The following is a 23,767-nucleotide window of genomic DNA, read 5'->3' on the forward strand; positions in this document are numbered from 1 at the left end:
TGGGTCCCGGCGTCCTTAGGGGGCGTGGCGCCTTCCCTGGTCGACGTCTTGCAGCACATCCCCTGTGGACAGCTGGGCCATAGCCCGCTCCCGGATGCGGGCAACCACGTTCGGAACGGGGAAGCAGGAGCCGCACACCGTCGTCAACGTCTGGTGGACCGCGTGGCTCGCCACGAACCTGATCAATCCGGTGGCGGGCAGCCAGATTGACTCGGCTGACACTCCGGACGCCTTCAGCGCGGGCGCGGACGCCTTCGTCCTGGCGGGAATCCTCGACATCGCGGCCGCCGTGCTGGCGATCGTGGTCGTCCGCAGGCTGACGGGCATGCAGTACGTCAAGGCGGCGCTCAGGGCGGAGCAGGTCTCGAAGGAGGCCGCGGTGTGAGCCCGCCCGGGGGTGTGCGGGCCCACACCAGTCTTGGGTCGCGGCGGTCCCAACAGGGCGCTCTGCAGGCCGAGTTCCAGGTGGCCAGAATGTAACAGAGTTGTGGCGCATATGTGTGTGCTCGGCACGCGAAAGTGTTCCGGATCGGGTCGCCGATACGGTGGCGGCCGGGGTGCCGGAGGGAGTACTTTTCGCCAAGCGGCCCGCGGCTGAACCGGGGGACCTTTCTTCCGATTCCTGGAAGGAATGGGTATTCCCGGCCGACGCAGTGACGCATTCGAGCCACGGGGCGCAGTAAGAGGAAGTACTGCGTCCGCGATGGGAGGCGTCCGTGGCGTCCAAGAGCCTGAGGGAACTGATCGCACAGGCGGATGAGCGAGGCCTGGCCGCGAGCGGGCTCGCCTGCCTGGACCGCTGTCTGCCCGTGCTCGCATCCGAGGCCGACGCGCTGCGTCCGCTCTGGGCCGGTCTGGTGGAAGGCGAGGAGGACTGGTCGGGACGGCTCGCCGAGGCCAGAGCGACCATGGAGAGCGCCGCCGTCGAGGACGACGCCGCAGCCCTCGTACGTCAGATGCTCGGCGCCGCGCCCTCGGAGTGGGAGGCGGACCCCCTGCGGGAATGGGCGGACGACTGCTCCGTCGCCGCGCTCGAACTCCACAACCGCTTCGACGCGGGCTCGGGTGCCGACGAACCCGCCGCTGCCGATGTCGTCGACGTACTCACGCGCTGCCGAGAGGGCGAGCCGGACGGAGCGGGACCGCTCGTCGCCGGTGAACTGCGCCGCCAGATACAGATCCTGGAGATCCTGGCCGACGCACAGGGCGGCGTCGGGCTGCGCCAGGCGCTGGACGTGTCGATCGAGGGCCAGCGCGTGCTGCGCGCGGTCGTCTCGCGACGGGCGCGCGTCAAGCGCTGAGGCGCCGGATCGAGGGCGAGCCCGGGGGGCAGTGCTGCCCCACTGGCCCCGGGGGTCAGTGCTGCCCGGCCGGCAGTTGACCGGTGCAGGTGGCTCGTCCGTAGCTGCCCGACGCGGTGGCCAGTTGTACGTGCTTGCCGCGGATGGCGAGCGAGCAGTTGGCCTGGCCGCCCTTGTCGTCCAGGACGAGGCCGATGGTCGGCGCCTTGCCCAGCGGTACCTGGACCGTCTTCTTCCAGGGCAGCGCAACGCGCTTCTCCACGGTCGCCTTGCCCGACTCGCTGCGCGCGAGGTACGCGAGCTCGGCCGTGCCCTGTCCGGTCACCTCGTACGTCACCTCCGCGGTCGGGACGGCGCGCGGCTTGGGCTTCTCGTCGGTGTTGAGAAAGCCGTACCCGATGAGCCCGCCACAGGCGAGCAGCGCCACGGCGGCGATGGCCAGTCCGCGCCGGTCCGGGCCACCGCTCTTTCCGGCTTCCGCCGGGCTCGCGGCTTCAGTGGACTCGGTGGACTCAGCGGATTCAACGGATACAGGCGATTCCGTGGATGGCATGGCGGACCGGCTTTCGGTGAATTGAGCTCTCTGCGGAACCGGGCGTTTATACATGACGCGGCCCGCCCGGCGCGAGCGAGCGGAAGAAACGGGCGAATCGACGCTCTTTTCAGGGGGCAACTGTCCCGAATGTCCCGGGGGTTGACTGGGCGTCACTCAAGCGATTAGAAACACGCCGCCACAGCCGTGAACTGCCAGTTCTCGGTCGTGGAGCCATGAGTCACGCCGACCGGAAACCTCCGGGTCGGCTCATTCGGCGTGCCTATTTCGCATGCGGCGGAACTGGTGCGCCGATGCGAAAGGGCATTGGTGTGAAAGTTCCGTACGGGAGATATATCTCCTGTCTGGTGGTCTCGGCGGTGGCGGGAACGCTGCTGCCGCAGGTCGCGTATGCGGCCCCTGCGTCGTCGTCGAATGACGACGGCAAGGGGATCGTCGACACCGTAAAGGGCTGGTTCTCCGACGACGACGAGGAGGCGGACAAGCCGCCGGTCGGCGGGAAGCTGGAGATACCCAGCCGCGAGAAGCTGCCGAAGGGCAAGAAGCTTCCGAAGGCCAAGCGGGTCAAGGAGCTGACCGAGCGGCGCACATCGCAGGCGCGGTTCTTCGAGCTGTCGGACGGCCGGGTGGAGGCCGAGCTGTCGGCCGTGCCGGTCTCGTACAAGTCCGGGAAGTCCTGGAAGCCGATCGACACCGCGGTGCGCGCCACCGAGGACAAGGGCTTCGACTTCGCGAACACGGCCAATACCGGCCGGAGCTGGTTCGGTTCTGATCCGGGCAAGCTGCTGCGCTTCGAGTCCGCGGGCGGCGGGGCCATCAGCATGGGCCTGACGGGCGCGGCCGGGAACACCCTGAAGCCGCAGGCCGACGGCGACACGATCACGTACAAGGGCGCGGCTTCGGGCGCCGATCTGCAGTACAAGGTCGGCCGGGGGCAGGTGAAGGAGAACATAGTCCTGGCCGAACGCCCGGCCGGACCGGTGTCGTTCACCTTCACCCTGAACACCGAGGGCCTGACGCCGAAGTCGCGCAAGGACGGCTCGGTCGCCTTCTACGGTGAGGCGCCGGGCACGCCGGTGATGGTGATCCCCGCTCCGTATATGACGGATGCCAAGAAGGACGCGCTGTCGCCGACGGGTGGTACGTACTCCACCAAGGTCTCCCAGAAGCTCACCCGGGACGGGAAGAACTGGAAGCTGACCCTCGCGCCGGACGCCACGTGGCTGGCGGCGAAAGAGCGTCAGTATCCGGTGGTGATCGACCCGACGATCACCATCGCACCGAACGCGGCCACCTCGCAGGACACGATGGTCCTGTCCGACCAGGCCGCGGTGAACTTCAACTCCACGTGGAAGCTGTCGGCCGGCAAGACGGACACCGGTATCGCCCGCTCGCTGATCAAGTTCCCGCTCACCGAGGTCCCGGCGGGCGTGAAGGTCGACGCCGCCCGCCTGGAGATGTACTACGACCAGGCGCACACCACCAACGGCAACCAGGTCACCATCGAGGCACACCGGGCCACCGGCGCCTGGGACGAGACGACGGCGAACTGGACCAACACCAACGCCCTGGTGGGTGAGCTGTCCGGTACCACCGTCCAGCAGGACGACGGGGACCCCGGTACGGCGGCGGTCGGCGAGTGGCCCGGCGGCACCACCACCGGTGGCGCTGCGACCAACGACGACTTCGCGTACAACAAGAACGCGCTCACGGGCGAGACGTACACCTGGCAGCCGCAGGTCCCGGAGACCGACAGCTACCGGGTGGATGTGCACTACCCGGCGGCTGCGGACGCCGCCACGGCGGCTCCGTACACCGTGAACTACAGCGGCGGCACGAAGAACTACACGGTCAACCAGACCGGGACCGGCGGGGTCTGGAAGACCCTGGACGCCGCTGAGTACACCTTCGCCAAGGGCAACGCCGGCAAGGTCGTCCTGGGCGACACCGGCAGCTCCACGACGCGGACGCTGGCGGACTCGGTCCGGCTGGTGAACCCGGCGCAGATCGTGAAGCCGGTCGGCAAGTACAACCTCTGGCACAAGTTCCCGGTCACCGACACGGTCCAGAAGTGGGTGTCCGGCACCGCCACGAACAACGGCTTCGTGCTGAAGGCCACCGATGAGTCGGGTACGGCGCTGACCGGTGGTCCGCGCTACGAGGCGGGCGACGGCGACTACGGCGGCGAGACCTCCACCATTCCGCGCCTCACCGTCACGTACGGCAAGGTCGGCACCGCGCTGGACTCGCCGACCGTGGTGCACGGCACGGGCCCGGAGCTGTCCTGGCCCGCGTACGTCAACACCAGCGGCGCGGCGAACGACGCGATCGTCGAGTACCAGCTGCACCGCTCCACGCAGCAGGTCTTCACGCCCTCCGCCGCGACCCTGATCGCCCCGATCGCCTCCACGGCGACGACCTACACGGACACCACCGCGGTACCGACGCCGGACTCCAGCTCCAGCGAGATCGGGAAGTCGTACTTCTACCAGCTCGCGGTCAAGACCAAGGGCGGCGAGCTGCTCGGCTCTCCGACCCGGGTGGTGGGCATCCCCAAGGCCGGTCGGACGATGAAGATCATCCAGGCGGGTCAGACGGACACCACGCTCTCCTCGCAGCAGCCGACCACCAACCAGGACGCCATCCAGTCCCTCGGTGTCGGCCAGACCTGGCTGAGCGTCGGCAACAACTCCACCACGTACGGCAAGACGCGCGCCGTGCTGAAGTTCCCTACCAGCTCGATCCCCACCACCGCCACGGTGCTGGAGAACAAGATGTACATGTGGGGAGCGGAGACCACCAGCACCACCAATGGTGCGATCTACGAACTCCACTCGCTGACCCGGGACTTCACCGAGACCCAGGCCACGTGGAACAACGCGACCTCGACGACGCCGTGGACGACGGCGGGCGGCGACATGTCCGCCACCGTCGCCGACACCGTCCCGCAGATCACGGACGAGGTCGGCCGCCACTGGTGGGACGCCACCGGACTGATGCAGTCCTGGGTCAAGACGCCCGCCAACAACAAGGGCGTCGCCGTCAAGCTGAAGGACGAGACCACCACCGGCCCGCAGGAGCGCACCCTGTTCCTGTCGTCGGAGGCCTCGGACCCGCAGCTGCGCCCGTACATGCAGGTCATCTACGTCGACGCGACGACCGAGGACACGTACTACGCGCCGCAGACGCCGGCCCGTATGACCCCGAACTCGCAGTACACGGTCGAGTTCACGGTCACCAACACCACGTCCACGGCGTGGGCGGCCGGTGAGCGGCAGCTGTCGTACACCTGGAAGCTGCCCGACGGCACGGACGTCACCACGGGCGGCAACCAGCTGTCCACCGCGATCCCGGCCCTCCTGCCGGGCAAGTCCGCCACCATCCAGGCCCAGGTCAAGACCCCCATCAACTCCGATGAGGGCAACAAGCGCCTGGATTACGTGCTCGGCTGGGACATCAAGAAGGTCGCCGACGGCACCTGGCTGTCCGCCGGCACCGGCGCCATCCCGCAGCTGAAGCAGAACGTCACGGTCGAGGACCCCACCTCCAACACCCTCGGCCTGGAGAAGTTCTACGGCTACACCGGCAAGAACACCGGCGCCGGCGCCAGCATGATGAACAACCTCGCCTCCGGCAACGCGGTGTGGTCGTACAACGCGTTCAACAACCCCGGCCGGGGTCTCAACACGTTCTTCCGGCTGGCCTACAACAGCCTGGACACCTCCGACACGGTCTCCGGTCACGGCTGGTCCATGCAGGCATCGGGGCCGATCCGTCTCGGAGCGCCCCTGGAGTTCCACCCCAAGCCGAACCCCACCGAGATCCGTCTCCCCGACGGTGACGGCACCACCCACGTCTTCCGCTGGGACTCGGCCACGAGCTCGTGGAAGGCGCCGGCCGGTGTGCACTACAAGCTGGCCGCCAAGGCAGGTCTGGACTGCACCCCGCTGAAGGACCCGATCCCGGACGCCTGGACGATGACCCGGCCGGACGGCACCCGGTTCCTGTTCGGCTGTGACGGCTACCTGACCTCCACGGTGGACAAGAACGGCAACACCATGCTGTTCACCTACGAGGAGCGGAAGTCCAACAACAAGCCGACCAAGTTCCTGACGTACATCACCGACCCCGCGTCGCGGCAGACGTTGACGGTGGACTACTTCAAGAAGGGCGACGCCTCCTACGAGTACGTCTCGAGCACCGGCACCATCGCCACGGGCTCGAACCTGACCAACTCCAAGATCTACGACCACATCAAGTCGGTCACCGACGTCTCCGGCCGTAAGATCAACTTCTGGTACACCGACAAGGGTCTGCTCGGCCAGTTCACCGACGGCGTCGGCTCTTCGCAGCCGAAGGTGTTCAAGTTCGTCTACGACGCCACGCAGGGCAACAAGAACGTCAAGATGGTGTCGGCCACCGACCCCCGGGGCAACGCCACCAAGCTGGACTACTACGCCCCGCAGACCGGCGACGACCCGAAGTACCACTGGTGGACCAAGACCATCACGGACCGGCTGAACAACAACACAACGTTCGCCTACAAGGCGAACACGACGAACACGAACTTCACCGACACCAAGGTCACGGACGCCGAGTCGCACTCCACGGACTACGTCCTGGACGACTTCGGTCGCCAGGTGAAGTCCACCAACGCCAAGTCCGAGTCCATGGACCTGTCCTGGGACGCGGATAACAACGTCATCCTCCAGAAGGAGGCGAACGGCGCCCAGACCACCTGGACGTACGACCCGAAGACCGGCAACCCGCTGACGATGAAGGACGCGGAGGCCAACAAGAACGGCACCGCGGCGACGGTCTACACGTACCAGACCCGCCTGGACGGCTACTCGGCCGATCTGTCGACCAAGACCTCCCCGGAGGGCCGCAAGTGGCAGTTCGGCTATGACGCCTTCGGCAACCTGAAGACGGTCACCGATCCCCTGGGCGCCGCCACCACCTCGGTGCCCGACGACTACACCACCAAGTACGACTACGACGCCTACGGGCAGTTGACCAAGGCCACCGACGCCAACGGCAACGCCACCGTCAACTCCGACTTCGACGTCATGGGCTACCCCAGGACGATCACCGACGCGGAGAGCCACGCCACCTCGTTCGTCTACGACGCGCGCGGTCAGGTCACCTCGGTGACCGACGTGCTGGGCACCACCACCACCCAGACCTACGACGCCTTCAAGCGTCCGCTGGTCAACAAGGTGCCCAAGGATCAGGCGCAGGGGGTGTTCATCACCACTCCGGCCCCGGTGTACGACGCCAACGACAACGTCACCAGCAGCACCGCCCCGGACGGCGTGGTGTCCACCGCGGTCCATGACGCCGCGGACCAGGTGACCGAGTCGACCGGCCCGGACAACAACCTGAGCGGTCGCACGACGCGCTACGCCTACGACAAGGTCGGCAACCTCAAGACCACGACCGAGCCCAAGGGTGTGGCGACGACCTCCGTCCCGGACGACTACGTCACCACCAACACCTACAACGAGATCTACCAGCTCATGGCGGTGGTGAACGCCCAGGGCGACAACGTCTCCTACGAGTACGACAACGTCGGCAACGCGGTCACGGTCATCGACCCGAAGAAGAACGCCACCGCCGACACCACCGACTACACCAGCAAGAGCACCTTCGACCTCAACCACCGCGTGACCAAGGTCACCGACGCGGCGGGCAAGTTCACCACGCGCGAGTACGACAAGGACTCGCTGGTGGTCAAGAGCACCGACAAGGAGGGCAACACCAGCGAGGTCGTCTACGACCAGCGCGGCAAGACGATCGAGCAGCGGGTCCCCTACTCGGGCAGCACCCTTCGCATCACGAAGTTCGAGTACGACCAGATGGGCAACACCACCAAGGTGATCAGCCCGCGCGGCACCGCCACCGCGGCCGTGGACGACTTCACCAGCCGCACCGAGTACGACAAGCTCAACCGCCCGGTCAAGCAGTTCCAGCCCTACGACCCGGCGGACGCGCGCTACAACGACCCCAACGTCTACACCCAGACGACCTACGACGCGGTCGGCCGCCCCTCGCGGGTCTCCGCGCCGCCGTCGGCGGGTCAGACGGTCCGCAACGACACCGACTACACCTACTTCGACAACGGTTGGGCCAAGACGTCCACCGACCCGTGGGACATCGTCACCTCCTACGGCTACAACCAGACCGGCCAGCAGGTCTCGCGCACCCTCACCTCCGCCGGCGGCTCCAGCTCGCGGACCCAGGGCTGGGCGTACTTCCCCGACGGCAGCCTCCAGGCCCGCTCTGACGACGGCGTGCCGGTCGGCGCCCACGTGGTGGTGGCCGACAACTCCGACACCCAGACCACGTCGGCGACCGGCACCTGGGCCACGGCTTCGGCCACCGGCCAGCAGGGCTACGACCACCGCACCCACGCGGCGGGGACGTCGACGGACACGTTCACCTGGACTCTGAACGTTCCGCAGGACGGCAGCTACACCGCCTACGCGAAGTACCCGACGACCTCGGGCGCCTCCACGGCGGCGAAGTACACCGTCACCCACGACGGCGGCACCACCGACAAGACGGTCAACCAGACCACCGGCGGCGGCACCTGGGTCTCGCTGGGCTCGTTCACCTTCAAGCAGGGGAACACGTCCAAGATCACCCTGGCGACCGACGCCTCCGGCAAGGTCGTCGCCGACGCGGTGAAGATCGTCCGCACTGCCACCGAGACGGACAACGAGAAGAAGAACTTCACCTACTCGTACGACCTCAACGGCAACCTCACCTCGATCGGGGACACCTCCTCGGGTGCCAAGATCGACACGTACTCGATGACCTACACCGGGCTGAACCAGGTCCAGAAGGTCAGCGAGTCGCTGTCCGGCATCGAGAAGAAGGCCACGTCGTTCACCTACGACGCCAACGGCCAGAAGGAGACGACGACCCACCCGGACCAGTACGCGCAGTACATCTACGACCTGCGTGAGCTGGTCAAGACGGTGAAGGTCGGCAAGTCCGCCTCGGACGCCTCGCCGAAGACCACCGACTACACCTACACCGACCGTGGCCTGCGGCTGAAGGAGACCAAGGCCAACGGCAACACGGTCGACTACGCCTACTACCTGAACGCGGCGCTGAAGACCCAGACCGAGAAGAAGCCCAACGGCACCCTGGTCTCCTCGCACACCTACGCCTACGACGCCAACGGCAACCAGGCGCAGGACGTCGCGTCCAAGATGAACGCCGACAACCACGGCGCGTACCTGAACTCCACCACGGACTACACCTACGACCCGGTCAACCGGCTCGCCCAGTCCGTGAAGACGGGAACCGGCGCGGGCACCGAGACCTACGTCCACGACAACAACGCCAACGTCGTCACCCAGACGATCAAGAACGTCACGACCAACTACACCTACGACCGCAACCGGCTCCTCAGCTCAAGCATCGGCGCCGCCGGCAACAGCTACAACTACGACCCGTACGGTCGACTGGACACGGTCGTCGCGGCCGGCAAGGTGGTCGAGGACCGGGACTACGACGGCTTCGACCACGTGGTCAAGAACGCCAAGCTGCAGACCGACGGGGTCACGACGAAGACCACCTCCTACGTCTTCGACCCCCTTGACCGCACGGCATCCAAGACGGAGGGCGGCAAGACCACCGACTTCAACTACCTCGGTACCTCCAGCGAGGTTCTGAACGAGGCCGTTGCCGGCGAGGTCACCAAGTCCTACCAGTACAGCCCGTGGGGCGAACGCCTGACGCAGCTGAAGCACAACACCGACGGCACCGAGGAGCTCGGCGTCTACGGCTACAACGGCCACACCGACGTCGAAACCCTCACCGACACCAGCGGTGACACCAAGTCCACCTACGGCTACACCGCCTACGGCACCAACAACGACGCCGAGTTCACCGGCATCGACAAGCCCGACACCGCCCAGCCCGACAAGGAGGCGTACAACCCCTACCGCTTCAACGCCAAGCGCTGGGACGCCTCCAGCGGCACCTACGACATGGGCTTCCGTGACTACAGCCCCGGCCTGAACCGCTTCACCAGCCGGGACATGTACAACGGCGCCCTGTCCGACATGCGGCTGGGATCGGATCCCTTCACAGGGAACCGCTACGCCTTCACCGGCGGCAACCCGATCAGCGGCGTCGAGATCGACGGGCACAACTGGTGCGAAGGAGGCTCCTTCTGCCCCTGGGACGACAACTTCGCCACTGCCTATGTCGGCGCCGTCAAGACTGTCGCCGACACGCTTGCCAGCCCCGTGATGGCCGCAGAGCCGATCCTTCGGGAGAAGTGCCCTGGATGCTTCGGAACTCCCGGTAATCCCAATGGAGTGGATCTGGGATTCGAATGGGTCTCAGGCACCGGCCCCAAGGAGCGAGACTTCGGCGGAAACGACGCCTTCACGCAGTCGCTCATGGACCACTACCACGTCCAGCGCGTGCGGGAGATCGCGGCCGATAACATCAACATCGGCAACTACAATATGGGCGAAACGGTCGCACAGGGAGAACCGGACGAGAAGACGGGGTTCATACCGAATAACGGCTTGAATCACTCCCTGAACTCCAAGACCCTCTTCATGGACTTCACGTCGAACATGTCCGCGGCGTTCCTGGGTTCCTACACCATGGACTACACGGTCAAGTCCATCGACAAGGAGGCGGGGACGGCGACCATTCAGTTCCATGTGCACAACAACAGCACCATGAACTCTGGAACGCATATTGCCCCGGAGCTCGGCGGGTACAGCGATTGGTGGGATGAAAACATCGCCGGACCCCTCAATACGTATTACGATACGGGGCGTTTCAGCAAGAAGGAGCAGGACATCACGTGGACGGAGACGGTCGACCTCAACGACACCACGGCTCCGTCGCAGTCGTCGTCGTCATCGTCGTCGGGGGAGTCGAGTGGCTTCCTGGACACCGTGACAAGTTGGCTGGGCAGCCTCTTCTGATGGCAGGCTGACGCGTTCGCTCCCGCCGGTTGCCCGGTCGGGACGCGCCTTGAAAACGGCGGGGCTGCCCCCCAGGGATCCCTGGGGGGCAGCCCCGCCGCCCGGAACGACTGGAAGTGGATAGCGTGAAGCTCGACGTATTTCGCATCGGTGCAAGCCTTGCGACCGCCACCTTGACGGTACTCGCCTCGGCCGCTTGCGGGACGAGCGAACCCGCCGTCGTCACTCCGGAGGCCGTGCAGCATTCCGAATTGGTCGGCCGATGGAACGGAGGGCCGGAATGCAGATCGCCACTTCCGGTCATTCGGCTGCGTGACGACTACACCTTTTCCGTCAAGGATTTTCCGGTAGCGTGGGACGGCCCAGGGGCGGACTCGCAGGTGACGCGCCGTTCGACCGACGGGAAATGGCATGCGGTCAACAAGGATCCTGGTCTGACGCCCTATCTGGTGCTTAAATTCGAGAAGGAGAAAGACAACAAGTTTCTGCCATTCTATGTGGAGAATGGCGAGCTGTGGATGAGCGGGAGTGTCCCGGTGCCCGGGGAGCCCGGCCAGTCCTACTCGTGTCAGTACAAGCGCACTTCTGCCGACCCCGACTTCGGCCGGTAGCGGGTCTGCCCGAGGATGTGACGGATGACGGTGACATGGTGGTGGTCACCGCCCGCGCTCAGGATGTGGCGGCGATCTCGGCGGGATGCTGCTAGGTGGTTTCGGTACGGTCGGCGGTGGCGCGGGCACGGTGCTGGGTGGTGCCGAGTGCATCGCTCTGGGGATCGAGACCCTCGGTCTCGGGTGTGTACTCGGCGCCGCGATCGTGACGACGACCTCCTGGCCTGGAGTTTCGATTCGTGGAGACGGTCCTGCGGAGCTCCAAAGAATCAGTGAGCGGCGCAGGGTACTTCCAGGTCGCGGAGCAGCTGTTCGGCAGCGAAGACCTCCTGGTTGCGGCAGTCCCGGTGATGCGTGAAGACACCTTGCGGCTCACTTTGAGCGAACTGGACACGGAGAGGCTGTCCTCCGGGGCCCGTGCGGCACTGGTTGACTACCTGACTTGAGCCGGGGGGAGAGTCCGACCATCGCAACGGCCCGCCGGAGTGTCTGGTGGGCCGTCCGCTTTCCTCCCGAGTATCGGCGCGCAGCCCCAGGTGACAGGTTGTGCCAGGAGAGCCTGGCGCACGCGGTTCGGGGCAGGTCCTATGAAGCCTGCGCGGCCGGGGCGTCCTTGAGGGAGGCGACGAACGATGTCCAGGCGGGGGCCGTGAGGGTGAGGACCGGGCCGTGGGGGAGCTTGGAGTCGCGGACCGGGACGATGGCGGTGTGGGTGTCACAGACCTCGACGCAGTCTCCACCGCTGCCATTGCTGTACGTGCTCTTGCGCCAGGCGGCCGCGCCGGGGAAGGCCTCGGCGACCTCGACGCAGTTCCCTCCGTCGCCGTTGCTGTGACTGCTCTTGCGCCAGACGGCCGTGCTCAAGTCAATCCCGTTGCTTGCCATTTCGGTCATCCTCAGCCGCTTGCTCGATCAGGGCGAGGGACGCCTCCGGCGGCAGTGCGGCGGCCCTGAGCCGATCGTATGCCTTGCGGTACTGCTTCACGAGGGCCGGATCGTCGATGGTGTCCCCGCTGTACTGCGCCTCCGTGTAGACCAGGGGTGGGGCATCCGGGAAGGTCATGATCATGGCTGTGCCGAGCATGAGGGGATGCGGTCCACAGTTCCACGGAAGGATCTGTGGAACGATCCGACGGCGCCTCGCCAATGCCGCGATCCGCTCCAGCTGTTCGGCCGCCTGCACCGGCGGGAGGATCGGCTGACGCAACAGCGACTCGGGAAGGATCGCCCAGTACTCCGGGGTCCTGTGGTCGCCGTCGAAGAGCCGGGCCCGGGCCATGCGGGCACTGACCTTCTCCTCCACCTCGTCCTCGGGCGCTAGCGGGTGCGCCGACCGCACAACTGCCCGCGCGTACGCGTCCGTCTGCAGCAGTCCGGGAATCAGCGTCGGACACCACTCCTCGATGGTCTCCGCGTGCTTCTCCGCCTCCAGGACGCGCTCGAAGTAGCTGGCGTGGCCTCGCCTCTTCGCCTTCCGTACGTCCTCGCAGCGGCGCTTGAAGAAGCCGTCCGTCCCCAGCGCTTTGTCCACGTGCTCGGCCAGCTCCGCCGGCATGCGGCGCTCACCGCGTTCGATCTCGCTGAGGTGGCTGGGGCCGTAGAAGCTGCCCTCGACCAGCTGCTGGAGGGTGAGCCCGGCCTCCTCCCGCTTCCAGCGCAACTCCTTACCGTAGAAGGTGGGGACGCTTGCCGACCCGTCGATGTCCTTGCGCTGTCCCATCGTTCACCGCCTCTGGTGCCGTTACCGCCCGTTTCCCGGCGTTTCCCCGGCCGATACCAATCGCGGTGCGCATTACCGCAGTTCACGGCGGGGATCCCGAACCTCTTTCACGGTACGCGGACCGGCGTCAGAGTGTGATGAGTTCGTCACAGAGCGCACTGGAAGGTGTGACCCCGATGCACGACCACCCCGACGTACAGGACTGCGCAAAGGAGCTGCGGGCCGCCCTCGCCGCCCACGGCATCACGCTGCCGTCCCTCGGCGTCGACCTGCCGACCTTCGCCGCCGGCTACCGCACCCCGCCTCTCATCGCGCTGGGCAACTGCAACCTGGCCACTGCGCGCGCCCTGGTCGCCGCCCTGCGCAAGGGAGTTGCGTGATGCGACCACCGCTCACCCTGCAACTGCTCGCCACCCCGAAGGACGTGCCCGAGGTTCGCCGGGCCCTGCGCGCGTACATGGGCGGTCCCTGCGCCGACCTTCAGTTGTGCGCCAGCGAGCTGATCACGAACGTCGTCCGCCATCTCGGGGAGGGCGTCCCCGTGACCGTCCGCGTGCTCTGCGAGCAGGGCCGTACGCGACTGGAGGTCACGGATCCCGACCCCCGGGCCCTGCCTCTCCTGGGCGAGGCCGCCGCCGACGACGAGACCGGCCGCGGCCTCGCTCTGCTCGGTGCCGTGACGCTGCGGTGGGGCGTGGAGCAGGGGCCCGGAAGCAAGACCGTGTGGTGCGAGTTACAGGGCATTCACGACGGTTCACGAGGAATGGTCGTCGCCGTGACCGGCAGCTGATTGCTGTCGGCGCGCCTCGGATGCGCAGGCGTAATACGTCGTAATACGGTCGCGGTATGGCGAAGACCCGGATTTCGATCAGCCTCGACCCCGAGGATGCCGAGCGCATCCGGGCGGTGGCCGCCGAGCATGGCCTCGACGTCTCCGCGTTCCTCGTCATGGCGGGCCGCAAGGAGGCTGCCCGGCTGGCGCGGATAGCGGAATCCTTCGCCGACATCGATGCCGCGATCGTCCAGGCAGAGGCGGAGGCGGACACGCTTCCCTGGCCGCCCGACGGTGACGTCGATGCGGAGGAGCTGGCCCGAATCGAGGCCGAGATCGCGGCGGCCCGTGCCGCGTCCGCCGCGCGCCGACGTGGGGCCGCGGCGTGAACCTGGGCTGTCCCACCTGTCCTGACCTTGACGCCCTCGGCGACGTCGTCTAGGACGCCGGGATGCTCATCGCTCTCGCGGACAAGAAGCCTGGGCCCGCCCTCGCCAGGCACCGGGCCTTCTGCCGGAACGGGCTTCCGGTGGTGCCGGCCCCTGTGGTTGCACAGGCTCGGCGGGGTGGGGCTGCTCGGGCTCATCTCGCCAGAGCGCTCAAGGAGTGTGCGGTGGTGTGCTGCTACACGGATACGGAATGGCGGCGCGTGGGCGAGCTGATCGGTAGGGCGGACTTGGCTGCCAAGAAGCGGCCCGATCCTGGCGACGGCCTGGTCGCGCTCACCGCACTGCAGATCGGTGCGGCGATGGTCGCGACATCCGATCCCGGGGACATCCAGGCGTATCTGGATCAGCTGCCGGGTGCCGCGCCGATCATTCCTGTACGTATCTGAACCGGGCGACATGCTGAGCTGATCCGTACGGGGGTTGTGGAAACGGATGGGGAATGACGGACTGCTCGACGTCATCACGCGGTTGACGGCACGCGGCAGGCAGCCGCTGGAATGCGGCGAGCCCGGGCACGGGGCGGGGCATGTGTGCCTTCCCGTGTCGCAAGAGATCGGACTGGCCGGGCTGGTCGAGGGCATCAGCGGGCGCTACGGATCGTCACGCAACCTTGCCATGGGCGGGTGTGCCGACCCGACGGCGGACGCGACGACGGGGCTGCCGCTGCTCACGCCGTTCCGTGGGCGTGTGGTGGACATGCGAGCCTGGGCCTACGGGAGTTGCTGGATCGGGGCCGGGACGGTTTGCGACGGCGATGCTGTCCAGCGCGTTGTCGTGATCGCCGCGAGGGCCGTACCCGTCGTCGAGGGCCTGCCTGCGGACGCCTCGTGGGTGGAGAAAGTCGTCGCTGTGACCGGCTGGGGCGAGCGCCGGATGCGTACGGTCGACTGGGCGGCCGTGCAGGAGCGGTTGGGCACCGTGTTGCCCAGCGATTACAAGCAGCTCGTTGAGATCTTCGGGTATGGGGCCTTCGACAGTTTCCTCACCCTGTACGTGCCCGACGCCCGGGTCGCCGGCGTCGACATCGTCGGGGGGCCCGAGCGCCGGGCCGGGCTCAGCACATTGGCCCTCGCGAGCCTCTGGGAGCCGTACGACGCGTACCCAGTCCCGGGCGGGCTGCTCGAATGGGGTTCGTCCGAGCAGGCGGACCAGTTCCTCTGGCTCACGGAGGGTGACGACCCGGATCATTGGCCGATCCTCGCGACGGCGGACATCCCGGACTCCTGGCGCCGGTTGGGCGGCTCGACCGCCGAGGTCGTCTTCCGCATGCTCACCGAACGCGCGCATCCCTTCTCGACCGCTCGGTACTTCGATACGCACTGGTTCCAGAGTTACGAGGACTGAACCGATGCGCGGTGACCATGGGTGACGTGCCGGGGTTGACCATGAATGACCCGGGGTCACCGGCATGGAGGCGGTGGGGCACGGGGTCGCCGTGACGTGCCCGGCCGGCCCCGACGACGAGGCCTCCAGGGGGATTCGCCGGAATGGTCCGCCGGTTCGCGTTCCGGCGTCGACCTGATATAAACCGGCCATACTTCGCCGTGCCGATCCGGCCGTCGCGTCCTGCCCATCACCCTGAAGGGTTACTTCGTGCTGCCCTCGTCCCGTAACTTCTCCGCCGCTCTGGCTGCCACCGGCGCGATATTCCTGGCCACGGCCTGCGGGCACCAGGGCCAGGACGCCCCGGCCGCCGACGCCGCCGCGGCCACCTCCACCAGCGTGACGTCGGACGCGCCCGCCGCGTCCGCCTCGCCGAGCGGTTCCGCCTCCGCCTCGGCGTCTGCTTCCCCCTCCAACTCCGCCTCCGCCTCCGCGAAGCCGTCCGCCAGCGCGAAGCCGGCCGCCAGCGGCTCCAGCGCCACCGGGAACGGCGGTACGGGGACGGCTCAGGCGGCTCCGACCGCCCACGCGCCGAACTTTCCCGTGCGCGTCGACGTGGGCACTGCCACGCAGATCATCACCGTGAAGGCCAGTGGCTCGTACGCCACCGTGACCGCATGGGCCAAGGGGTCGTCCGGCTGGAAGTCCGTCATCTCCGACAGCGGCCGGGTCGGCTCGAACGGCGTCGTCGACGGCGCAACACGCAGGCAGAGCACGTACACCACGCCCTCGGGCACGTACACCATCACCGAGGGCTTCGGTGTCGAGTCCGGCGGCACGAGCATGCCGTACACCCGGGTCAACGACAGCCACTGGTGGGTGCAGGACCCCGAGTCGAAGTTCTACAACCAGATGCACACCGCGGCCGGGGCCGACTTCCCGCTCACCGAGACCGGTGACCGCGGCAGTGAGCACCTCATCAACTACCCCACCCAGTACGCCAAGGCCCTGGTCATCAACTTCAACCGCTGGCCCGCCACGCCCGGCCGCGGAGCCGGGATCTTCCTGCATGTCAACGGCAAGGGGGCGACCGCGGGTTGCGTATCGGTGCCGCGCTCGACCATGGACCGGATCATGTCCTGGATCCAGCCCGGCGCCCACCCGCGCATCGCCATCGGCTGACGCACCGGGCGACGCGGACGGCGCCCGAAGCGTGACGACGTCTGTACGCAATGCTCGAACTCGTGTGTGAGAACCGTCACTTCCCGACACCGTGATGTTCTGCGCCGACCTGGCGCTTGGGCATACATGGATACGGACTTTGGAGTGCTGCCCAGCGCTGCCGACATGCGCGCGTACGTAGCCGGGGTCGTCGACCGCCTCACGCAGCGCAGCAGGCTGCCGCTCGACTACTCCGTCGCCAGCCTGCGGCTCGTCGACTTCATGGTGGACGGGGTACGCCGCAGCCGTCCGGACATCGGGCAGGTCGCGGGGCTGCTCCAGGGACTCGGGGCGTACACGGGAGAGGTGATCGTCCGGCGGGCCGGGGCGGAGTGGGTCGACCTCGGCGCCGCGCAGCGGGAGTTGTTCGGGCAGCCGGCGGGCGTCCGGATGCCCGACGGGCGGGTGTGGAATCCGCTCGGCAAGGTCGTCAACCGCTTCGAACTGGGCGGCCCTGAAGAATCCGTTCAGCGCCTCTATCTTTTGCTGCACGGGCGGGCGCGCAGGACCGCCGACTCGAGGGCCGCCTGCGGACGGTGACGTTTCTCGGTCTCCGTACGCAGAGAAGTAGGGGCATGTGCCAACAGGCGCTGGTGCGGAGAGGGAAGTGTGGGGGCGTACGACGCGGAACTCGGAGCTGCCGTCGAGCGGGCGCAGCAGGGGGACGAGGACGCCTTCGCCGTTGCGTACCGGCTGGTGCAGCCAGGGCTGATCGGGTACGTCCGCGGGCTTGTCGGCGACGATGCCGAGGACGTGGCGGCCGAGGCGTGGCTGGAGATCGCCCGTGACCTCGGTCGGTTCCGGGGGGACGGTGCGGGGTTCCGGGGCTGGACTGCGACGATTGCCCGGCACCGCGCCCTGGATCATCTGCGTAAGCAGAAGCGGCGTCCGCGTACCTCTTTACTCGAGCAGGACGTGCTGGACCTTCCGGGCGGACAGGACACGGCCGCCGCGGCGCTCGAAACGCTCTCCACCGAGCGTGCTCTCGCGCTGATCGGCCGGCTGCCGCGCGAGCAGGCGGAAGCCGTACTGCTGCGCGTGGTCGTCGGACTCGACGGGCCGGCGGCGGCACGGGTACTGGGCAAGCGCCCCGGCGCCGTACGCACCGCGGCGCACCGGGGACTGAAGGGACTGGCGGAGCTACTGGCCAGGGCGTACGCCGAAGGATGAGAGATGAAACCCGAACCGCAGGACCCGCGCACACCTGAGCTCGAAAGGCTGCTCGGGGCGGCGCGCCGGCCCGGCATGCTCGATACCGGTGCCGAGGAGCGGGCGCTCCAGGCGTTCCGGGAGGCGCGCGAGGCGGGCCTGTTCACGGCGCGGGTGCGGTGGCGGCGGAGCCGGGACGACTGGCGGACGGCCGGTGAGCGGTACAGGGTGCGGGTCTTCAGGGCGCTGGTGGCGGGTGTTGCCGCCGCGGCGGCGGTGGGCGGGGTTGCGGTCGCGGCCGGGAAGGGCGCGATCCCGTCGCCGTTCGGGGGCGGCGCGGGGCCGAAGCCGGTACGGAGCGCGCCCGCGGAACCGGGGCCGGAGGAAGAACGGGCCCGCGAACGGCGCGGGACAGGAGCACCGGAGAGCCCGGCGGGACCCACGCCGCCGTCCGCGGACGCGACTCCCCCTGCACGTCCGGGCACCGCGCGGGACACAGCCGCGCACTGCCGCGTGTATCTGGCGGCCGTTTCGCGACGGGGCGTGCCGCCCCGGGGCGCGGCCATGGATCGGCTGGAAGCGGCCGCGGGCGGGCCGGAGTTCGTACGGGCCTACTGCGAGCGGCTGTTGCAGGGTGAGAAGTCCGACATCCGGCCGAACCCTGCGGACGGCCGCCCGGACGGAAAGCCCGCGAAAGGGAAGCCGTCCAAAGAGACAGAGAAGCCGGAGAAGCAGGGGCATGGGCGAGCGGCCAGCCCCGACGGCCGGGACATACCGGCGGCCCGGCCCCGCTGACCGGCAGTCCTGGACATGCAAGGACGACCGGGGCCGCCACCCCCCACAGGAGAGGCCCCGGTCGTCGTTCGCCGGGGCCGCAGAGCGGCCCCGTACTTCTCTCAGCGCCGAGCGTGCGTTTTCTGTCACACCCCGCTGTGGCAGCATGATGTTGCGGGTTGTACAAAATGTGGACGTGGCACGGTGCAAGCACGTAGCGTGCTGATTCGCGCAGGGTGGCGCGGCAGTGGTGACCAGCTGCGATTCAGGACAGGGTATGGGGTAGTGCTGGGGGACGACGCGGAGTTGACCGCCGCGGTGCTCGCGGCGCAGGCCGGGAACGAAGACGCCTTCCGGACTGTGTACCGCGCTGTGCATCCGCGGCTGCTCGGGTATGTACGCACCTTGGTCGGCGAGCCCGACGCCGAGGACGTCGCCTCCGAGGCATGGCTCCAGATAGCCCGCGACCTCGACCGGTTCAGCGGCGACGCCGACCGTTTTCGTGGCTGGGCCGCACGGATCGCCCGTAACCGCGCCCTCGACCACATACGCATGCGAGGCCGCCGCCCCGCCGTGGGCGGTGACGAGACTGAACTGACGGGCAAGCCCGCCGAGTCGGACACTGCGGACGAGGCCATGGAGGCGCTCGCAACCGGCAGCACCATGGCGCTCATCGCCCAGCTGCCGCAGGATCAGGCCGAGGCCGTCGTGCTGCGCGTCGTCGTCGGTCTCGACGCGAAGAGCGCAGCCAAGACGCTGGGCAAGCGGCCCGGAGCCGTACGGACTGCAGCGCACCGCGGGCTGAAGCGCCTCGCCGAGCTGCTGGGCGCGGACGCCGCGGACTATGCGGACTTCATGGACAGTCAGGACGATGCGGACAGTCGGGACGCTCCGAATAATTCGAACGGCTCGAACGGTTCGGCCCCCGAAGAGCGTGGCGCGGATCTGAACGGAGTACCGCCGCAGCGCGGGCCCCGGCCGGGCGCGTCGGCGCCCGCCGGTGTGACGCATTCACGCCTGCGGACGCAGAAGGACATGTGATGGCCGACGAGCAGTTCGAGTGGCTTGACAGGGAAGCGGCGGAGCGGATGCTGCGCGGCGAGCCGGTCGAGGCCTCGGACGAGCACGCCCGCATCCAGGCCGCACGACTCTCCCGCGCGCTGTACGAGGCGGGCCGGAACGAGTCCCTCGACTACGCCGGTGACGGCGAAATGCCCGGTGAGGCCGCCGCCTTGGCCGCCTTCCGCAAGGCCAGGGCGGACGCCGCGGCGCCCGCCGGGGAAGCCGTCGGCGCCGTACGGCTGGCTCCGTCGCATCGGCGCCCTGCGCGCCGCTCGCGCTTCGGCCGCCCGGTGCGCTTCGGGCTGGTCGCCGCTGTCGCCGGCTGCGCGCTCGGCGGCGCCGCCGTCGCCGCGACGACCGGCCTCCTGCCCAGCCCCTTCAGCGGCGATCCGCTGCCCGCCTCCTCCGTCTCGGCGGCCGCGACCCCCGAGCCGCTGGTCTCCGACTCGCCCACCGGCGGGGGAGCGGTGGCTCCTCCGTACCCCTCGGGATCGCCGAGCACGCCGCTCTCGCCCTCGCCGAGCGACGGGACCGGAGCTCCGGACCCCGCCGTCGGCGGCACCGACGGCAACTCGGGACAGCAGCGCGGGGACGAGGACAAGTCCCGTCAGCAGCGCGAGGAGTGGTACCGCAAGACGGCGGACGCCTGCCGCGACTACCGCAGCGGCCATATCGCACCGGACATCAAGCGGCGGCTGGAGGCCGCGGCCAAGGGTGCGGGTCGTATCGAGCGCTTCTGCGACCAACTGCTGGGCGGCGACACCCAGGGCAGCGGAGACGGCGGCGGCGAGAGCGGCACAGACAGTGGCAGCGGCAGCAGCAGCGGTGACAGCAACGACAGTGACGGTGGCGCCGGGAAGTTCTCCGGCGGCAGCCAGTCGGGCAGCGCGTCCGTGCCGCCCGTCGCCTGGACGCCCGCACCGTCCGAAAGTGTTCCCTCGCCGCCGCCCAGCGCCCCGCTGTTCGCGCTCTGACCTGCGCTTCATTGCCGGGATCGAGTTTCGGACCCACCAGGTGTGACGTTTTTCGAGCCTGTGACGCAGTAGAAAGTGAGCCGACTGGTCATCGGCTGCGCCTGAGCCGGGGTTCCCCCCGTACCTACGACTCGGCGCAAATGGCGCGGGCGGGACACGTTCCCCCGGTCCCGCCCGCGCCCCTAACGGCCGACCTTCTCGACTCACCAGTAGACGACGACCTTGTCGCCGTTGTTGACCTGGTTGAAGAGCGAGGCGATCGCTCCCTTGTCCCGGACATTGACGCAGCCGTGCGACGCGCCGTTGTAGCCACGGGCCGCGAAGTCCGCGGAGTAGTGCACCGCTTGACCGCCGCTGAAGAACATCGCGTACGGCATGGGCGTGTGGTAGATCGTCGAGACGTGGTCCCGCGACTTGTGGAACACGCTGAACACGCCCTCGCGGGTCGGCGTGTACTGCGAGCCGAAGCGCACGTCCATCGTCGACCGCACCTTGCCGTTGACCACCCAGGAGAGCGTGCGGGTGGTCTTGCTGACGCAGATCACCCGGCCCGTCATACAGCGCGGATCCAGCTTCGCCGTAGGCTTGTTGACCGTCCTGCCCGCCAGCTCGTCGCGCGTCGGCTCCTTCGTCATCCCGAGCAGCCGCTGCCACGTCACGGTGTCCGTGTCACCGGTTGTCGGCAGCCCCCGCTTGCCCTGGAAACCCTTGACCGAGGCGACCGTCACCGGACCGTAGGTGCCGGTCGGGGTGTCGTCGAACCAGCCGATCTGGGCCAGCCTGGCCTGCAGTTCACGCACCTGCTCGCTCTTGGTGCCGCTCGCCATCAGCACCTTGGGCTTCGGGGAGGCGGACTCACCCGGCTTCTCACTCGGCTTGTCTCCGGGCTTCTCACTCGGCTTCGCCGACGGCGTGGCCGGATCCGATGAAGACGGCGGCTGCGCGGATGCCGTGTTCCCCGCCTTCGAGTCGGCCGGGCGGCCGGTCGCGGCCTGGGCCGTGCAGCCCGCGGTCACGGCGAGCACCGCGGCCGCGGCGAGTGATCTGCGTATGACGATGTTCCGAAGCATGTCGCCCCCCTGTATCTGCTGTGCCTCATGAGACAGATTCCCGGCCTGCTCGGTTGCGCAATCCCGCGCATGATGGGGAGAAAGCCGTGCGGAGGGTTGTGAGCAGGCCCCAGGTCCCAGCGCGGGGCTCTCCATCCGCCGGGGACCCGTCGCTACAGTCCGTCGCGAGGTTCGGTTACCAACGAGTAGCTTCAGCGGAGGCACAGACATGGCGCGCGAGTCCGAGTCGGGACTGCCCATCGAACCGGTCTACGGGCCGGAGGCTCTTCAGGGGTGGGACCCGGCCGAGAAACTGGGCGAGCCCGGCTCGTATCCCTTCACCCGCGGTGTGTATCCGTCGATGTACACCGGCCGTCCGTGGACGATGCGCCAGTACGCGGGCTTCGGCACCGCCGTCGAGTCCAACGCCCGCTACAAGGAGCTCATCGCCCACGGCACCATGGGCCTCTCGGTCGCCTTCGACCTGCCGACCCAGATGGGGCACGACAGCGATGCGCCGCTCGCCCACGGCGAGGTCGGCAAGGTCGGCGTGGCCATCGACTCGATCGACGACATGCGCGTCCTGTTCGGCGGGATCCCGCTCGACAAGGTCTCCACCTCGATGACGATCAACGCCCCCGCCGCGCTGCTCCTGCTGCTCTACCAGCTCGTCGGCGAGGAGCAGGGCGTGCCCGCGGACAAGCTCACCGGCACGATCCAGAACGATGTGCTCAAGGAGTACATCGCCCGCGGCACCTACATCTTCCCGCCCAAGCCCTCGCTGCGGCTGATCGCAGACATCTTCAAGTACTGCCGGGCCGAGATCCCGAAGTGGAACACCATCTCCATCTCCGGCTACCACATGGCGGAGGCCGGGGCCTCGCCCGCGCAGGAGATCGCCTTCACACTCGCGGACGGCATCGAGTACGTGCGTACGGCGGTCGCGGCCGGCATGGACGTCGACGACTTCGCGCCGCGCCTGTCCTTCTTCTTCGTCGCCCGTACGACGATCCTGGAGGAGGTCGCCAAGTTCCGTGCCGCGCGGCGCATTTGGGCCCGGGTGATGCGTGAGGAGTTCGGCGCGAAGAACCCCAAGTCGCTGATGCTGCGCTTCCACACCCAGACGGCCGGGGTGCAGCTGACCGCGCAGCAGCCCGAGGTGAACCTGGTACGGGTCGCCGTCCAGGGTCTCGCCGCGGTGCTCGGCGGCACCCAGTCGCTGCACACCAACTCCTTCGACGAGGCGATCGCCCTGCCGACGGACAAGTCGGCCAGGCTCGCCGTGCGGACGCAGCAGGTCCTCGCGTACGAGACCGATGTGACCGCGACCGTGGACCCCTTCGCGGGTTCGTACGTCGTCGAGAAGATGACGGACGACGTCGAGGAGGCGGCGCTGGCGCTGATGCGGCGGGTCGAGGACCTGGGGGGCGCGGTCAGCGCGATCGAGCACGGCTTCCAGAAGAACGAGATCGAGCGCAGCGCGTACCGCATCGCGCAGCAGACCGACAGCGGCGAGCGGGTCGTGGTCGGCGTCAACCGCTACACGCTGGACGCGGAGGAGCCGTACGAGCCGCTGCGGGTCGACCCGGCGATCGAGGCACAGCAGGCGGAGCGCCTGTCGAGGCTGCGGGCCGAGCGCGACCAGGAAGCTGTCGACGCGGCGCTCGCGGAGCTGAGCAAGGCGGCCGAGGGCACGGACAACGTGCTGTACCCGATGAAGGACGCGCTGAAGGCGCGGGCGACGGTGGGCGAGGTGTGCGACGCACTGCGCGCGGTGTGGGGGACGTACGTCCCGACCGACGCGTTCTGAAGTGCATGCCCCGAACGAGTGATCCCGGGCGGAGTG

Annotated in this window: 22 protein-coding genes; 17 read left to right on the forward strand and 5 right to left on the reverse strand. The window is 68.2% G+C overall.

Annotation, left to right across the window (positions count from 1 at the left end; genetic code table 11):
• The first annotated feature begins 64 nt into the window (after positions 1 to 64).
• Both OG741_RS24725 and OG741_RS24730 read left to right on the forward strand, forming a co-directional pair.
• A complete protein-coding gene (locus OG741_RS24725; protein WP_405601319.1) occupies positions 65 to 385 on the forward strand; it encodes a DUF4328 domain-containing protein in 321 nt (106 codons plus the stop codon).
• Between the two features lie 331 nt (positions 386 to 716).
• On the forward strand, positions 717 to 1,301 hold the full coding sequence (locus OG741_RS24730) for a hypothetical protein (protein WP_405601321.1): 585 nt from the start codon (positions 717 to 719) through the stop codon (positions 1,299 to 1,301).
• A gap of 55 nt (positions 1,302 to 1,356) precedes the next feature.
• On the opposite strand, the gene OG741_RS24735 is transcribed toward OG741_RS24730, so the two are convergent.
• The gene (locus OG741_RS24735) at positions 1,357 to 1,854 is read right to left on the reverse strand and encodes a hypothetical protein (protein WP_405601324.1); all 498 of its coding nucleotides are present in this window, start codon (positions 1,852 to 1,854) and stop codon (positions 1,357 to 1,359) included.
• 293 nt (positions 1,855 to 2,147) lie between these two features.
• Between OG741_RS24735 and OG741_RS24740 the strand changes: the two genes are divergently transcribed.
• The 3 genes from OG741_RS24740 to OG741_RS24750 all read left to right on the forward strand — a co-directional run bounded on the left by OG741_RS24740 (position 2,148) and on the right by OG741_RS24750 (position 11,874).
• Positions 2,148 to 10,817 (forward strand): DNRLRE domain-containing protein, encoded by an 8,670-nt coding sequence (locus OG741_RS24740; RefSeq protein ID WP_405601325.1) that lies wholly within the window; start codon positions 2,148 to 2,150, stop codon positions 10,815 to 10,817.
• 125 nt (positions 10,818 to 10,942) lie between these two features.
• Positions 10,943 to 11,428: a hypothetical protein gene (locus tag OG741_RS24745; RefSeq protein WP_405601326.1), complete on the forward strand. Its 486-nt coding sequence runs from the start codon at positions 10,943 to 10,945 to the stop codon at positions 11,426 to 11,428.
• A 239-nt stretch (positions 11,429 to 11,667) separates the two neighbouring features.
• The gene (locus OG741_RS24750) at positions 11,668 to 11,874 is read left to right on the forward strand and encodes a hypothetical protein (protein ID WP_405601328.1); all 207 of its coding nucleotides are present in this window, start codon (positions 11,668 to 11,670) and stop codon (positions 11,872 to 11,874) included.
• Positions 11,875 to 12,013: 139 nt separating this feature from the next.
• Here OG741_RS24750 and OG741_RS24755 read toward each other — a convergent pair whose 3' ends face one another.
• Both OG741_RS24755 and OG741_RS24760 read right to left on the reverse strand, forming a co-directional pair.
• Positions 12,014 to 12,313, reverse strand: coding sequence for a DUF397 domain-containing protein (locus OG741_RS24755; protein WP_405601329.1), 300 nt, complete (start codon positions 12,311 to 12,313; stop codon positions 12,014 to 12,016).
• The gene (locus tag OG741_RS24760; protein WP_405601330.1) at positions 12,294 to 13,148 is read right to left on the reverse strand and encodes a helix-turn-helix domain-containing protein; all 855 of its coding nucleotides are present in this window, start codon (positions 13,146 to 13,148) and stop codon (positions 12,294 to 12,296) included. The genes OG741_RS24755 and OG741_RS24760 overlap by 20 nt, the downstream gene beginning before the upstream one ends.
• Positions 13,149 to 13,324: 176 nt before the next feature.
• On the opposite strand from OG741_RS24760, the gene OG741_RS24765 reads away from it, so the two are divergent.
• The 5 genes from OG741_RS24765 (at position 13,325) to OG741_RS24785 (ending at position 15,713) form a co-directional block, all read left to right on the forward strand.
• On the forward strand, positions 13,325 to 13,528 hold the full coding sequence (locus tag OG741_RS24765) for a hypothetical protein (protein WP_405601333.1): 204 nt from the start codon (positions 13,325 to 13,327) through the stop codon (positions 13,526 to 13,528).
• Positions 13,528 to 13,938: an ATP-binding protein gene (locus tag OG741_RS24770; RefSeq protein ID WP_405601335.1), complete on the forward strand. Its 411-nt coding sequence runs from the start codon at positions 13,528 to 13,530 to the stop codon at positions 13,936 to 13,938. Before OG741_RS24765 ends, OG741_RS24770 begins: the two co-directional genes overlap by 1 nt.
• A 56-nt stretch (positions 13,939 to 13,994) precedes the next feature.
• On the forward strand, positions 13,995 to 14,309 hold the full coding sequence (locus OG741_RS24775; protein ID WP_405601338.1) for a hypothetical protein: 315 nt from the start codon (positions 13,995 to 13,997) through the stop codon (positions 14,307 to 14,309).
• A 260-nt stretch (positions 14,310 to 14,569) separates the two neighbouring features.
• Positions 14,570 to 14,755, forward strand: a complete 186-nt coding sequence (locus OG741_RS24780; protein ID WP_405601340.1) for a hypothetical protein — start codon at positions 14,570 to 14,572, stop codon at positions 14,753 to 14,755.
• A gap of 46 nt (positions 14,756 to 14,801) precedes the next feature.
• Entirely contained in the window at positions 14,802 to 15,713 is a 912-nt protein-coding gene (locus tag OG741_RS24785; RefSeq protein WP_405601342.1) for an SMI1/KNR4 family protein, read from the forward strand.
• Positions 15,714 to 15,955: 242 nt separating this feature from the next.
• Here OG741_RS24785 and OG741_RS24790 read toward each other — a convergent pair whose 3' ends face one another.
• On the reverse strand, positions 15,956 to 16,234 hold the full coding sequence (locus OG741_RS24790) for a hypothetical protein (RefSeq protein WP_405601345.1): 279 nt from the start codon (positions 16,232 to 16,234) through the stop codon (positions 15,956 to 15,958).
• 61 nt (positions 16,235 to 16,295) lie between these two features.
• On the opposite strand from OG741_RS24790, the gene OG741_RS24795 reads away from it, so the two are divergent.
• The 6 genes from OG741_RS24795 (at position 16,296) to OG741_RS24820 (ending at position 20,872) form a co-directional block, all read left to right on the forward strand.
• Positions 16,296 to 16,874 carry a L,D-transpeptidase family protein gene (locus tag OG741_RS24795; RefSeq protein WP_405601346.1) on the forward strand — a complete coding sequence of 193 codons (579 nt, stop codon included), beginning with the start codon at positions 16,296 to 16,298 and terminating at the stop codon, positions 16,872 to 16,874.
• A 126-nt stretch (positions 16,875 to 17,000) separates the two neighbouring features.
• Complete coding sequence (locus OG741_RS24800; RefSeq protein ID WP_405601348.1) at positions 17,001 to 17,453, forward strand: hypothetical protein; 453 nt, start codon at positions 17,001 to 17,003, stop codon at positions 17,451 to 17,453.
• Between the two features lie 69 nt (positions 17,454 to 17,522).
• Positions 17,523 to 18,083 (forward strand): RNA polymerase sigma factor, encoded by a 561-nt coding sequence (locus tag OG741_RS24805; RefSeq protein ID WP_389372553.1) that lies wholly within the window; start codon positions 17,523 to 17,525, stop codon positions 18,081 to 18,083.
• Between the two features lie 3 nt (positions 18,084 to 18,086).
• Positions 18,087 to 18,857: a hypothetical protein gene (locus OG741_RS24810; RefSeq protein ID WP_405601351.1), complete on the forward strand. Its 771-nt coding sequence runs from the start codon at positions 18,087 to 18,089 to the stop codon at positions 18,855 to 18,857.
• A gap of 264 nt (positions 18,858 to 19,121) precedes the next feature.
• Complete coding sequence (locus OG741_RS24815) at positions 19,122 to 19,877, forward strand: RNA polymerase sigma factor (protein ID WP_405601353.1); 756 nt, start codon at positions 19,122 to 19,124, stop codon at positions 19,875 to 19,877.
• Positions 19,877 to 20,872, forward strand: coding sequence for a hypothetical protein (locus tag OG741_RS24820; RefSeq protein ID WP_405601355.1), 996 nt, complete (start codon positions 19,877 to 19,879; stop codon positions 20,870 to 20,872). Before OG741_RS24815 ends, OG741_RS24820 begins: the two co-directional genes overlap by 1 nt.
• 203 nt (positions 20,873 to 21,075) lie before the next feature.
• On the opposite strand, the gene OG741_RS24825 is transcribed toward OG741_RS24820, so the two are convergent.
• Entirely contained in the window at positions 21,076 to 21,942 is an 867-nt protein-coding gene (locus OG741_RS24825) for a L,D-transpeptidase family protein (protein WP_405601356.1), read from the reverse strand.
• Positions 21,943 to 22,150: 208 nt separating this feature from the next.
• Between OG741_RS24825 and OG741_RS24830 the strand changes: the two genes are divergently transcribed.
• Positions 22,151 to 23,731 (forward strand): methylmalonyl-CoA mutase, encoded by a 1,581-nt coding sequence (locus OG741_RS24830; protein ID WP_405601359.1) that lies wholly within the window; start codon positions 22,151 to 22,153, stop codon positions 23,729 to 23,731.
• Positions 23,732 to 23,767: the final 36 nt, after the last annotated feature.

Origin of the sequence: Streptomyces sp. NBC_01410 (assembly GCF_045040195.1) — a bacterium.
In the GTDB taxonomy this organism is placed as follows: Bacteria; Actinomycetota; Actinomycetes; order Streptomycetales; family Streptomycetaceae; genus Streptomyces.